This is a genomic window from Streptomyces sp. NPDC058246 (assembly GCF_042881985.1).
Lineage (GTDB): Bacteria > Actinomycetota > Actinomycetes > Streptomycetales > Streptomycetaceae > Streptomyces.
In genome coordinates this window covers 45,261-58,751 of record NZ_JBHVWZ010000031.1, presented here as the reverse complement: position 1 = coordinate 58,751, position 13,491 = coordinate 45,261, and the positions used below count along the sequence as shown (strand labels likewise).

Below are 13,491 nucleotides of genomic sequence, written 5' to 3'. Positions count from 1 at the left end.
GGTCCCGGCACATCGCCCATCGCGCTCGAAGCGGCATCAGCCGATCGGTTGATGCGGAGGTACGACCCCTCGAACACCGAGGTCCCAGGCCCGTCCCAGGGCCGGGGAACGACGCGGGTACGGCCAAAACTCGGTGGGCGCTGTCAGTGCCGAACCGTAGGCTCGCCGGTGATGTCCACACCAGATGCAGTGACCAAGGACCGAGCCGGAGCCGAGTACCGGGCCGAGGGCGCCCATGGTGCCGACCGTTCGACCGTACGCAGCCTGCTGCGCCTGTGGCCGTACGTCCGGCCGGTGCGGGTGCGCCTGTTCACCGCGGCCTTCGTCGCGGTGGTCGCCTCCTGTACGGGGCTGGTGTTCCCGCTGGTCCTGAAGTGGATGGTGGACGGTCCGGTGGCCGACCGCGATCCTGCCGGCGTCTGGCTCGGGGCGTTGTATCTGCTGCTGCTCGGGCTGGCCGAGGCCGGGCTGTTCGGGCTGCGGCGGTGGCTGGTGGCGCGGCCGCTCGCGGGGGTGGAGGCGGCGATGCGGGCGGAGCTGTACCGGCATCTCCAGCGCCTCCCGGTCGCCTTCCACGACCGCTGGGCCTCCGGTCAGTTGCTGTCCCGGGGCACCACGGACCTCATGCTGCTGCGCATGTTCCTGGCGTTCCCGCTGACGTTCCTGCTGGTCAATGGGGTCACGATCCTCGTGGGTGTGGCCATCATGCTGGCCCAGGAATGGACGCTGGGGCTGGTGCTGCTCGCTCCCGCCGTGCCCGTCATGATCGTCTGCTGGCTCTTCGAGCGGCGCTACTCGGAGGTGGCCAGGCGTTCGCAGGACCAGGTCGGCGATCTGACGACGGTCGTCGAGGAGAGCGTGCTCGGCATCCGCATCATCAAGGGCTTCGGCCGCCATCGCAGCCAGGCCCGCGCGTTTCGCGAGCTGTCCCGGACGCTGCGCGGCACGGAGCTCGCCAAGGCCCGGCTCCTCGCCTCCATCTGGGCCGTCATCGTCACCCTGCCCGAACTCGCCATCGGCGCCGCCCTCGTGCTCGGCACGGTGCAGGTCGCCGACGGTCACCTCTCCGCCGGCACGCTGGTGGCCTTCCTGTCGACGGCCCTCGCCCTGCGCTGGCCCGTCGATTCCATCGGTTTCCTCCTCGCCATGAGCCAGGAGGCGGCGACGGCCACGGAGCGGTATTTCGAGGTGATGGACGCGGCGCCGGAGCACTCCAGCGGCCCGGAGCCGGCGCCGCCCGCGGACCGGGAGCGCGACTCGGCGCTGCGAGGTGCCGCTCTCCCGGGGACGGGTGCCACTCTCCCGGGGACGGGCGCTCTCCCGGCGACGGGTGCCACTCTCCTGCGGACGGGCGCTCTCCTGGGGACGGGTGCCGCCCCAGCGGCTGGATCGTCCGCGGCTGGGACGGCCGACGGACTCCGGTTCGACGATGTGCGGTTCCGCTACCCGGATGCCCCCGCGGACACGGACCCCGTACTCGACCGCGTCGACCTCCACATCCGCTCCGGCGAAAGCATGGCCCTGGTCGGCGCGACCGGCACGGGAAAGACCACGCTCACCGCCCTCGTCCCCCGCCTCCACGAGGTGACGTCCGGCCGCATCACCCTGGACGGCAGGGACATCACGGCCATGCCCCGCGAAGAACTCCGCGAACTCGTCGCCGTCGCCTTCGAGGAACCCACCCTCTTCTCGGCCACCGTCGGCGAGAACGTCCTCATGGGAGGGCAGGACACCGCGGGCGAGGCGGAACTGGACCGCGCCCTGGCCGTAGCCCAGGCCGACTTCGCCCACGCCCTCCCCCAGGGCACCGCCACACAGGTCGGCGAACAGGGCCTGAGCCTCTCCGGCGGCCAGCGTCAACGCCTCGCCCTGGCCCGGGCGGTGGTCGGCCGCCCCCGCTTCCTCGTGCTCGACGACCCCCTGTCGGCCCTGGACGTCCACACGGAGGCCGCCGTCGAGGCCGCCCTGCGCCGCGTTCTCGCGGAGACGACCGCCCTGATCGTGGCGCACCGCCCGTCCACGGTCCTGCTCGCCGACCGGGTGGCCCTGCTCTCCGGCGGCCGGATCGCCGCGGTCGGCACCCACCACGAACTGCTGCGTACGAACGCCGAATACGCCCATCTGATGTCAGGCGACGAGGAGGCCCAGCGATGACGGCGCCCACCACATCCGCGCCGAACAAGGACAAGGACAAGGACGACGGCAAGGGGAACACCCGCAACGGCACCAGCGCCAACACCGGTAGCGGCCCCGGCGCCAACACCGGCACCGGCACCGGCACCGGCACCGGCGAGGACAGCCACGCGCGGGGTCCCGCGGATTACAAGGACCCCTTCGACCGGGACACGCTCCCCACTCCCCCGGGCGCCACCGCCGCGCTCCTGCGCTCGCTGCTCGCCCCGCTGAAGGCCCGCGTGGTCGTGACCTCCGTCCTGCTGCTGCTCCAGCAGGCGGCGGTCCAGGCGGGCCCGCTGATCGTCGCGTACGCCCTCGACCGCGCCGTACCGGCGTTCCGGCTGGGCGACCACGGCCCGCTGGTCGCCGTCGCCGTCGCGTACCTGCTGTGTTCGCTGGTCTCCGGAGGACTCCAGTACGCCTTCATCATCGCCTCGGCCCGCGTCAACCAGGACGTGCTGCTGGACCTGCGCGGCCGGATCTTCCGGCACGCGCAGGCGCTGAGCGTCGACTTCCACGAGCGCTACACCTCGGGCCGGCTGATCTCCCGCTCCACGACGGACGTCGAGTCGCTGCGCGAACTGCTCAGCGAGGGCCTCCAGGAGCTCGTCACGGTCATCCTGTCCTTCGTCTACATCTCGGCGATGCTGCTGTGGCTGGATCTCGGCCTCGGCGCGGTGGCGGTGGCGTCCTTCCTGCCGCTGTATCTGCTCATCCGGCTCTACCAGCGCCGCGCGGGCCGTATCTTCGCCCTCCGCTCGACCGCGATCGCCGCCGTGATCGTGAAGTTCGCGGAGACGATGAACGGCATCCGCCCGGTGCGCGCCTTCCGCCGCGAGGCCGCCAACGACGCGGACTTCCGGGTGCTCAACGAGCGGCACGAGCGGACCAACGGCGACGCCCTGCTGGAGATGGCCCGCTATGTCGTCGGCTCCCGCCTGGTCGCCAACACGGCGGTCGCGGGCATCGTCCTGTGGGGCGCCTACCGGGTGGCCTCGGATTCGCTGGCGCTGGGTGTGCTGGCCGCCGCGGTCCTGTATCTGCGCCGCCTGTACGACCCGATCGACCGCCTCGGCATGTTCCTCAACTCGTACCAGTCCGCGGCGGCTTCGCTGGAGAAGATCGCGGGTCTGCTGGCCCAGACCCCGTCCGTGCCGGAGCCGGCCGCGCCGAAGCAGCTGCCCGCGCTCGCCTCCGAGCACCCCGGCCGCGAGGTCGTCTTCGACGACGTCCGCTTCGCGTACCGCACCGGCGGCGAGGTCCTCCCCGCGTTCTCGCTCACGCTCCCCGCCGGGCAGACGGTGGCCGTCGTCGGCTCGACCGGCGCGGGCAAGTCGACCCTGGCCAAGCTCCTGGCCCGTTTCTACGACCCCTCGGACGGCCGGGTCCTGCTCGACGGCGTCGATCTGCGCGACCTCTCCGTGCCCGAACTGCGGCGCGGGGTGGTGATGGTGACCCAGGAGGCGTTCCTGTTCTCCGGCACGGTCGCGGAGAACATCGCGATCGGCCGCCCCGACGCCTCCCGCGAGGAGATCGAGCGGGCGGCGAAGGCGATCGGCGCCCACGACTTCATCACCGCCCTGCCCGACGGCTACGACACGGACGTACGCAAACGGGGTGGCCGTATCTCGGCCGGCCAACGCCAACTGGTCGCGTTCGCACGGGCGTTGCTCGCCGACCCGGCCGTCCTCATCCTCGACGAGGCGACCAGCTCCCTGGACATCCCCGGCGAACGGGCCGTCCAGCGGGCCATGTCGACGGTGCTGCGCGGCCGTACGGCGGTGGTGATCGCGCACCGCCTGTCGACGGTGGAGATCGCCGACCGGGTGCTGGTGATGGAGCACGGCCGGATCGTCGAGGACGGAGGCCCGGCCGAACTGATCGCGGGGACGGGACGGTTCGCGGATCTGCACAGGGCCTGGCGGGACAGCCTGGCCTGAGGAAGGTTCGTTCGCCCCCTCCGCCCCAGACTCCGCTCCTCAAACGCCGGAGGGGCTGGGTGTCAGCCCGTCCGGCGTTTGAGGACGAGGCCGTCCAGGCCGAAGCGGGGGGTCTGGGGGCGGCAGCCCCCAGATACGGGACGGGAAGGGGCGGAGGGGGCGAAAAAGGAAGAGGGAGCCCATGATCGACGCGTACGAGGATCCGGGAACGCCGGACTGTCGTGGCGGCTGGTGGTACCTGTGGTGGCTGGTCACCCGGCAGGCCGGCCGGTCCGTCACCGGCGCGGTGATCGCGAGTGTCTGGATGGCGCTGCTGGCGCTGACGCCGTATCTGCTGGCCCGCGCGATCGACGACGGTCTGGAGCCGGGCGATACCTCCGCGCTGGTCGCCTGGACGGCCGCCGTGCTGGGCGTCGGGGTGTTCAACGCCTGGCTGGGCACACTGCGGCACCGCACCATGACCAAGGTCCGGATGGACGCCAACTTCCGTACGGTCAAGGTCGTGGTCCAGCAGTCGGCCCGGCTGGGGTCCGCGCTGGCGCGCCAGGTGGGGGCCGGGGAGGTCGTCACGATCGGCGTCGGGGACGTACAGACGATCAGTACGTCGCTGACCGTCGTCGGACCCGGTCTCGCCGCGGTCTTCACCTACGCCGTCGTGGCCGCGCTGCTGCTGTCGGTCTCGCTCCAGCTCTCCGTGGTGATCCTGCTGGGCGTGCCGCTGATCGCCCTGCTGGTCGGACCGCTGATGAGACGGTTGCAGGGGACGGAGACGGAGTACCGCGAGCGGCAGGGTGTGCTGACCGCCCGGATCGGCGACCTCGCGGGCGGTCTGCGCGTCCTCAACGGGCTGGGCGGCAAGGGGCTGTTCGCCGAGGCCTTCCGCCGGGACTCGCAGGAGCTGCGCGCCCAGGGGTACCGGGTCGGGGCGGTGACCAGCTGGATCCAGGCCCTTGGCATGGGGCTGCCGTCCCTGTTCCTCGCCGTCGTGACCTGGCTGGCGGCCCGGCAGGCCGCCCAAGGGGACATCACCATCGGCGAGCTGGTCTCCGTGTACGGCTATGTCGCGGTCCTCGTGATGCCGGTGTCCTTCTTCATCGAAGGCGGCTACCAGCTCAGCCGGGGCGTGGTCGCCGCCCGGCGCGTCGCGCGCTTCCTGGCCCTGGAGCCGCCGGCCAGTCGCGCCGACGCGCTGGACGCGCCGTCTTCCCCGGCGCCTCTGCACGACCCGGAGTCCGGCGTCCGGGTGCTCCCGGGGCGGCTGACCGCACTGGTCGGCGCCCGTCCCGCGGAGTCCGCCGCGGTGGTCGACCGCCTCGGCCGGTACACGGAGTCGGCGGTGACCTGGGGCGGCGTACGGCTCGACGCGATCGCCCTGCCGCAGGTGCGGGAGCGGATCCTGGTCGCGGACAACGAGGCCGACCTGTTCGCGGGCACCCTGCGCGAGCTGGTGTGCGGCCGCCGGGACCACGACGACGAGGCCATCGCGCGGGCCGTGCACGCGGCCGTGGCGGACGACATCGTCCTCGGCCTGCCGGACGGTCTCGACTCGCCGGTCGACGCGCAGGGCCGCAGTCTCTCCGGCGGCCAGCGGCAGCGCGTACGGCTGGTGCGGGCGCTCCTCGCCGACCCCGAGGTGCTGCTCGCGGTCGAACCCACCTCGGCCCTCGACGCGCACACCGAGGCGGCCGTGGCGGTCCGGCTGCGCACCGCGCGGGCCGGCCGTACGACGGTGGTGACCAGCACCTCGCCGCTCCTGCTCGACCAGGTGGACACGGTGCACTTCCTGGTGGACGGCAAGGTCGCCGCGCGCGGCAGCCACCGTGAACTCCTGGACGGGGAGCCGGGATACCGGGCGCTGGTTGCCCGCGACGCGGACGCGGACTCGCCCTCAAAGACGGCCGTCGACGCCGAGGAGGCCGCGCGATGAGCGCGCAGCTGCCGATCGCCGAGGCCGCCGAGGTGCGCCGGGCGTCGGTGCGGCTGATCCGGGCGGACCGGCGGGCCTTCGCCGCCGTGCTCGGCCTCAACGCGCTGGCCGCCGGGGCCGGTCTGGTCGGTCCCTGGCTGCTCGGGCGGATCATCGACGACGTACGGGCCGGGGCCGGTGTGGACGTGGTGGACCGGCTGGCGTTCGGCATCCTGGTGTGCTCGCTGGCGCAGTTGCTGCTGGCGCGGTGGGCCCGGTACGTGGGACACCGCTTCGGGGAGCGCACGCTGGCGCGGGTGCGGGAGGAGTTCGTGGAGCGGACACTGGCGCTGCCGGCCTCGGTGGTGGAGCGGGCGGGGACGGGCGATCTGACGGCGCGCGGCACCGCCGACGTCACCGTGGTGGGCGACACGCTGCGCGACGCGGGGCCCGAGCTGCTGATCGCCTCGGCGCAGGCGCTGTTCATCCTCGGCGCGGTCTTCGCCATCGACCCGCTGCTCGGCTGCTGCGGAGTGCTCGGCCTGATCGGCATCCGGTTCGCGCTGCGCTGGTATCTGCGCCGGGCGCGCACCGGCTATCTCGCCGAGGGTGCCGCCACGTCGGAGGTCGCCGAGATCCTCGCGGCCACCGCGTCCGGCGCCCGCACCGTGGAGGCGTTCGGGCTCCAGCGGCGCCGGATCGAGGCGAGCCGGGACGCCCTGGAGATTTCGCGCCAGAAGCGGATGTGGACGCTGTACCTGCGCAGCGTGTTATTCCCGGCCGTGGAGATCGCGTACGTCCTTCCCGTCGTCGGCGTGCTCCTGGTGGGCGGCGTGCTGCACGCACGGGGTGCGATGAGCCTGGGGGCGGTGGTCGCCGCGACGCTGTATCTGCGCCAGCTCGTCGACCCGCTCGACCAGATCCTGATGCGGGTCGAGCAACTCCAGAGCAGCAGCGCCTCCTTCGCCCGCGTGGAGGGTCTCGCCGGGGCCCCGAAGGCCGCGCCGTCCAGCTCCCCCACCCCGGTGGACGACCGGATCGACGTGACCGGCGTGCGCTACTCGTACGACCGCGGGGGCGAGGTGCTGCGCGGCGTCGACCTGACGGTGCGGCCCGGGGAGCGGCTGGCCGTCGTCGGGCCTTCGGGCGCCGGGAAGACGACCCTGAGCAGGCTGCTGGCGGGTGTCGACGCGCCGGGGGCCGGCACGGTGACGGTCGGCGGGGTGCCGATCGTCGCGCTCGACCCCGAACAGCTGCGCCGGCAGGTGGTCCTGGTCACCCAGGAACACCACGTGTTCCTCGGCACGCTCCGCGACAACCTGCTGATCGCCGAACCGTCGGCCGGGGACGCCGAGTTGTGGGCGGCGCTGGCGGTGGTCGGTGCCGACGACTGGGTGGCGGAACTGCCGGACGGCCTGGACACCGAGCTGGGCCCTGCGGCCCTCCCCCGCACGTCCGGCGGCGCCGGGTCGGCGGGAACTCCCGTCGTGGACGGCTCCCGGGCCCAGCAACTGGCTCTCGCCCGAGTCGTGTTGGCCGACCCGCACACCCTGATCCTCGACGAGGCCACCGCCCTCCTCGACCCCACGACCGCCCGCCACACGGAGCGCGCCCTGGCCGCCGTACTGAAGGGCCGCACGGTCATCGCCATCGCCCACCGCCTCCACACCGCCCACGACGCCGACCGCGTCGCCGTGATGGAGAACGGCCGACTGACCGAACTGGGCACACACGAGGACCTGGTGACGGCGGACGGCGCCTACGCGGCCCTCTGGCACTCATGGCACGGGGACCCCCGCCCTTCGGGCAAGTGACCCGCGCCCTGCCGGCGGCCCACCGCGAACAGCCCGCCCCTGCGCGCCTTCCCTGGTTGAATGATCAGCCCATCGACGAGGGGGAGACATGGGGCCGGAGATGACCGTCGCCGTGGTGGGACTGCTGGTGGGGATCGTGGCGGCGGCGCTCGCCTGGGCGCCTCAGCGGCTGGCGAGCCGGGACCGCGGCGTCGACCTTTTCGTGCGGACCCGGAGCCATCTCAAGTCCCATCGCGCCGAGTTGAGCACCGTGTGCGCCGAAGCGCAGTCGGAACACCGCTCCGACGCGGAACTGGCGCTGCTGACCCGGCCGGGCTGGATCCCGCCCCGCCCGCTCCCCTTGGACGCCCTGCGCATGACGCTGCGCGAACCCCGGTCGGACGAGCGGCTGGACCGCAGCCGCGCGGAGGTGAGCCGGTACTGGCCGCACGGCCAGGGGGCCCGGGGTGCGGAGAGCTACTCGGCCGCGATCGAGGCCTTCGACCGGCCGGCGGTCTGGTTCAACGGCCCTTCCTACCGGCTGCTCGAGGTCGCCGCCCCGCCGACGGAACAGCCCGAGGACGGGCTCGGCCTCACCTTCGCGCTCGGCCGCTACTTCGACGGCCTCGACACCACCGAGCCGCTCGCCTACGAAGAGGCGCTGCGGCAGCTGAAGGGCGAGATCAGGCCGCTGCGGGGCCCGTTCCGGCGGAGCCTTGGAAGTCCCTTCGCGCTGGACAGGAGAGCCGCGCTCCCGGGGGTGAGCGCCCTGACGGTCCGGGTCGAGGACGGCGAGGCGTACTTCTTCATGCACCGGCGCGAGGCCGCCAAGGTCGCCGTGGCCATGAACACCACGCATGTCGCCCCCGCCGGGGAATTCCAGCCGCACGCCGATGTCCTGCCCGTGTGGCGGTCCGACCTCGATGTGTGGCGCAACACGATGCGCGAGTACGCCGAGGAGTTCCTGGGCGCCTCCGATGCCACCGGGAGCGGCGGGGTGACCATCGACTACGCGCGCGACGCGCCCTACGCCGAGTTCGGACGAGCGGTGCGCGAGGGCCACGCCCGTGTGCGGTTCCTCGGGCTCGGGCTCGATCCGCTGACCTGGAAGCCGGAGATCTGCCTGGTCTGCGTGTGGGACGCCGCGGTCTTCGACGAGCTCTTCAGCACGATGGGGGATCGCAACGAGGAAGGCGTCCTCGTCGTCGGCACCCGCGCGGCGGAGGGCTACCGGGGCATTCCCTTCACCGCGGACAACGTGCTGGGCTACGCCGGGGACGCCGGAACCCTGCCGGCGGGCCAGGCATGCCTGACCCTGGCGTGGCGTTGGCGCCGGGAACTGGGCCTGGCCTGAGACCGATAGGGGTCGAAGTTTGACGGTTCGTTTACCGAACATGACCATCCGGACAACGAACTGTTTCCGGCCAAGTTCTTGATGCGCTCCTGACAGACAGCGCAATCTGCTGCCACTCTTCCCTCGGCTGCCGCACAGCAACCTCACAGTGCTACCGCTGTGTCGCGCCGTACGACCCCCATGCACCTGGTTCCGCGTACCGCCTGTTCTGCCCGGACGGGTCACCCATCGTCCGGTCTCCCCTGGCCGCGCGACCCGCGGCCACGCAGAAGGAGTCAGTGTTGAGTAGCAGTTCCTCCCACAGACGCGCCTCCCACATCACCAAGCGCCGTATCGCCGGTGTCGCCCTCGTCGGCGTCTCCGCCCTGTTGGCCGCGGCCGTCCAGTCGGGCGCCGCGAGCGCCGCCCCGCAGAAGGCACCTCGGGCGGGCAAGGTCAACCCGGGCGCCGTCGCCCTGAAGCTCACCGCCTCGCAGCGCGCCGAGCTGATACGCGACGCCAACGCCGCCAAGGCGACCACCGCCAAGGACCTGGGCCTCGGCGCCAAGGAGAGCCTGGCCGCCCGGGACGTCATCAAGGACCACGACGGCACGGTCCACACCCGCTACGAGCGGACGTACGCCGGACTCCCGGTCCTCGGCGGCGACCTGGTGGTCGACACCGCCAAGTCGGGTAAGACCGAGCACGTCTACAAGGCGACGAAGGCCACCATCAAGGTCGCCACGCTCAAGCCCGCGGTCGCCGCCACCAAGGCGGAGAAGCAGGCCCTGTCCGCCGCCAAGGCCGCCGGGTCGAAGCAGACCGACGCGGACCGCGCGCCCCGCAAGGTGATCTGGGCGGCGAGCGGCAAGCCGGTCCTCGCCTACGAGACGGTCGTCGGCGGCCTCCAGGACGACGGCACCCCGAACGAGCTGCACGTCATCACCGACGCCGCCACCGGCAAGAAGCTCTTCCAGTGGCAGGGCATCAAGAACGGCATCGGCAACACCCAGTACAGCGGCCAGGTGACCCTGACGACCACGCAGTCGGGCTCCAACTTCACGCTGAACGACAGCGCGCGCGGCGCCCACAAGACGTACAACCTGAACCACGGGACGTCGGGCACCGGCACGCTGTTCTCGCAGACGAACGACACCTGGGGCAACGGCACCACGTCGAACGCCGCGACCGCCGGCGCCGACGCGCACTACGGCGCCGCCGAGACCTGGGACTTCTACAAGAACACCTTCGGCCGCAGCGGCATCAAGAACAACGGCGTGGGAGCGTACTCGCGCGTCCACTACGGCAACGCGTACGTCAACGCGTTCTGGGACGACACCTGCTTCTGCATGACGTACGGCGACGGGTCGGGCAACGCCGATCCGCTGACCTCGCTGGACGTCGCGGGCCACGAGATGAGCCACGGTGTCACGTCGAACACCGCGGGCCTCAACTACTCGGGCGAGTCCGGCGGTCTGAACGAGGCGACCTCCGACATCTTCGGCACCGGCGTCGAGTTCTACGCCAACAACTCGTCCGACGTGGGTGACTACCTCATCGGCGAGAAGATCGACATCAACGGCGACGGCACCCCGCTGCGCTACATGGACAAGCCCAGCAAGGACGGCGGCTCCGCCGACTCCTGGTACTCGGGCGTGGGCAACCTGGACGTGCACTACTCGTCCGGTGTCGCCAACCACTTCTTCTACCTCCTGTCGGAGGGCAGCGGCGCCAAGGTCATCAACGGCGTCAGCTACAACTCGCCGACCTCGGACGGCCTTCCGGTCACCGGCATCGGCCGCGACAAGGCCCTGCAGATCTGGTACCGGGCGCTCACCACGAAGTTCACCTCGACCACCAACTACGCGGCGGCCCGCACCGGCACGCTCGCGGCGGCGGGTGAGCTGTACGGCACCACGGGCGCCGAGTACAAGGCGGTCCAGGACGCCTGGGCGGCCGTCGCGGTCGGCGCGCGGTCCGGCGGCGGTACCGGCGGCGGCACGTCGTACGAGTCGACGACCAAGGTATCGATTCCGGACAACGGAGCGGCGGTGACGTCGTCGATCACGGTCAGCGGCCGCACCGGGAACGCGCCGAGCAACCTTCAGGTCACGCCGAACATCACGCACACCTGGCGCGGTGACCTGGTCATCGATCTGGTGGCTCCGGACGGCTCGACGTACCGCCTGAAGAACTTCAGCTCCTCCGACTCGGCGGACAACGTCACCGACACCTACACGGTCAACGCGTCCTCCGAAGCCGCCAACGGGACCTGGAAGTTGAAGGTCCAGGACCAGGCGGCGCAGGACGTCGGCACCATCAACAGCTGGAAGCTGACGTTCCCGTAGACCGTCTGACGGACACGGCACAAGGACAGGGCGCCGTCCCGGAGGTTCAACTCCCCGGGGCGGCGCCCTCTTTGCCTGGTCAGGTGTTTGGGTTGGCCTTTTTTTGACCTCCCCTTGAGGGGGGTCGAGTCCGTCCGCGCGCCTCCCACTGTTCACCCAATGGTCGATTTTCGGCCAAGGTCCTTATGACCTCCTGACATGTACGCGCCCCAGATGGCACTCTTCCACCGCACGGCTCACCCGCACCGCAACTTCACATCGTCCGAACGGCCACCCCACGCCGTCCGGACGCCCCCACATAAGGAGCTTGCGTGACTCCCCTCTACGCGCGTCACAAGCGCACCACTCTGGCCATCGCCACCGCAGTCGCGGCCGGAGCCCTGCTCGCCACCGGTATGACCACCGGTGCTTCCGCCCAGACCGAAGCCACTCCCGCCGGCGGGACGACCCTTGCCGGCGCCCCGGTTCAGCTGTCCGCGGCGGCCCGCACGTCCCTGATCCAGCAGGCCCAGGCCTCCAGTGCCGCGACGGCCCAGGAGATAGGCCTCGGCGCCAAGGAGAAGCTGGTCGTCCGTGACGTCGTCAAGGACGCCGACGGCACGGTCCACACCCGCTACGAGCGCACGTACAACGGACTTCCGGTCCTCGGCGGCGACCTCGTCGTCCACGAGAAGGCCGGCAAGCGCGAGGGCGTGACGAAGGCGACCAAGGCGACCATCAAGGTGGCCTCGCTCAAGCCGCAGATCGCCGCCGCCAAGGCGGAGAAGCAGGCGCTGACCGCCGCGAAGACCGCGGGCTCGGACAAGACCACCGCCGACAAGGCGCCCCGCAAGGTGATCTGGGCGGGCAGCGGCACGCCGGTCCTCGCCTACGAGACCGTCGTCGGCGGCCTCCAGGACGACGGCACCCCGAACGAGCTGCACGTCATCACCGACGCCGCCACCGGCAAGAAGCTCTACGAGTACCAGGGCATCGAGACCGGTACCGGCAAGAGCCTCTACTCGGGCACGGTCAGCCTCAACACCACCCTGTCGGGCTCGACGTACCAGCTGACCGACGGCACCCGCGGCGGCCACAAGACGTACAACAAGTCGCACACCACGTCGTCCTCGGCGGGCACCCTCTTCACCGACGCCGACGACACCTGGGGCACCGGCGCGGCGTCCAGCTCCACCACGGACCAGACCGCGGCCGTCGACGCCGCCTACGGCGCGCAGGAGACCTGGGACTTCTACAAGAACACCTTCGGCCGCAGCGGCATCAAGAACAACGGCGTCGCGGCCTACTCCCGCGTCCACTACGGCAACGCGTACGTCAACGCGTTCTGGGACGACAGCTGCTTCTGCATGACGTACGGCGACGGCTCGGGCAACACCCATCCGCTGACCTCGCTCGACGTGGCAGGCCACGAGATGAGCCACGGCGTCACCGCCAACACCGCGGGCCTCAACTACTCGGGCGAGTCCGGCGGTCTGAACGAGGCGACCTCCGACATCTTCGGCACCGGCGTCGAGTTCTACGCCAACAACTCGTCCGACGTGGGTGACTACCTCATCGGCGAGAAGATCAACATCAACGGCGACGGCACCCCGCTGCGCTACATGGACAAGCCCAGCAAGGACGGCGGCTCCGCCGACGCCTGGTCCTCCAGCGTCGGCAACCTCGACGTGCACTACTCGTCGGGCGTGGCGAACCACTTCTTCTACCTCCTCTCGGAGGGCAGCGGCGCCAAGACGATCAACGGGGTCAGCTACAACTCCCCGACGTCCAACGGCTCCACGGTCACCGGCATCGGCCGCGCCAAGGCGCTGCAGATCTGGTACAAGGCGCTGACGACGTACTTCACGTCGACGACCAACTACAAGGCCGCCCGTACCGGCACGCTCTCGGCGGCGTCCGCGCTCTACGGCTCCGGCAGCACCGAGTACAACGCGGTCGCGGCGGCGTGGTCCGCGGTCAACGTGAGCTAGTGCGCGCGTAGGTGAACGACGGGCGG

Annotated in this window: 7 protein-coding genes; all 7 read left to right on the top strand. The window is 71.3% G+C overall.

Features of this window, described 5'->3' with window-relative positions:
• Positions 1-171 precede the first annotated feature (171 nt).
• Positions 172-2,154: an ABC transporter ATP-binding protein gene (locus tag ACFVXA_RS32715; RefSeq protein ID WP_384024717.1), complete on the top strand. Its 1,983-nt coding sequence runs from the start codon at positions 172-174 to the stop codon at positions 2,152-2,154.
• Positions 2,151-4,115, top strand: coding sequence for an ABC transporter ATP-binding protein (locus tag ACFVXA_RS32710; RefSeq protein WP_390028069.1), 1,965 nt, complete (start codon positions 2,151-2,153; stop codon positions 4,113-4,115). Before ACFVXA_RS32715 ends, ACFVXA_RS32710 begins: the two co-directional genes overlap by 4 nt.
• 181 nt (positions 4,116-4,296) lie before the next feature.
• Entirely contained in the window at positions 4,297-6,042 is a 1,746-nt protein-coding gene (locus tag ACFVXA_RS32705) for an ABC transporter ATP-binding protein (protein ID WP_390028067.1), read from the top strand.
• Entirely contained in the window at positions 6,039-7,835 is a 1,797-nt protein-coding gene (locus ACFVXA_RS32700; RefSeq protein WP_390028066.1) for an ABC transporter ATP-binding protein, read from the top strand. The genes ACFVXA_RS32705 and ACFVXA_RS32700 overlap by 4 nt, the downstream gene beginning before the upstream one ends.
• A gap of 88 nt (positions 7,836-7,923) precedes the next feature.
• On the top strand, positions 7,924-9,168 hold the full coding sequence (locus ACFVXA_RS32695) for a hypothetical protein (RefSeq protein ID WP_390028064.1): 1,245 nt from the start codon (positions 7,924-7,926) through the stop codon (positions 9,166-9,168).
• 281 nt (positions 9,169-9,449) lie between these two features.
• The gene (locus ACFVXA_RS32690) at positions 9,450-11,495 is read left to right on the top strand and encodes a M4 family metallopeptidase (RefSeq protein WP_390028063.1); all 2,046 of its coding nucleotides are present in this window, start codon (positions 9,450-9,452) and stop codon (positions 11,493-11,495) included.
• Between the two features lie 311 nt (positions 11,496-11,806).
• Entirely contained in the window at positions 11,807-13,465 is a 1,659-nt protein-coding gene (locus ACFVXA_RS32685) for a M4 family metallopeptidase (RefSeq protein WP_390028061.1), read from the top strand.
• Positions 13,466-13,491 lie beyond the last annotated feature (26 nt).

What these genes read in the sequence shown, in the direction of transcription:
- ACFVXA_RS32715 (WP_384024717.1), top strand. Translation starts at nt 172, where the DNA reads ATGTCCACACCAGATGCAGTGACCAAGGACCGAGCCGGAGCCGAGTAC.
- ACFVXA_RS32710 (WP_390028069.1), top strand. Translation starts at nt 2,151, where the DNA reads ATGACGGCGCCCACCACATCCGCGCCGAACAAGGACAAGGACAAGGAC.
- ACFVXA_RS32705 (WP_390028067.1), top strand. Translation starts at nt 4,297, where the DNA reads ATGATCGACGCGTACGAGGATCCGGGAACGCCGGACTGTCGTGGCGGC.
- ACFVXA_RS32700 (WP_390028066.1), top strand. Translation starts at nt 6,039, where the DNA reads ATGAGCGCGCAGCTGCCGATCGCCGAGGCCGCCGAGGTGCGCCGGGCG.
- ACFVXA_RS32695 (WP_390028064.1), top strand. Translation starts at nt 7,924, where the DNA reads ATGGGGCCGGAGATGACCGTCGCCGTGGTGGGACTGCTGGTGGGGATC.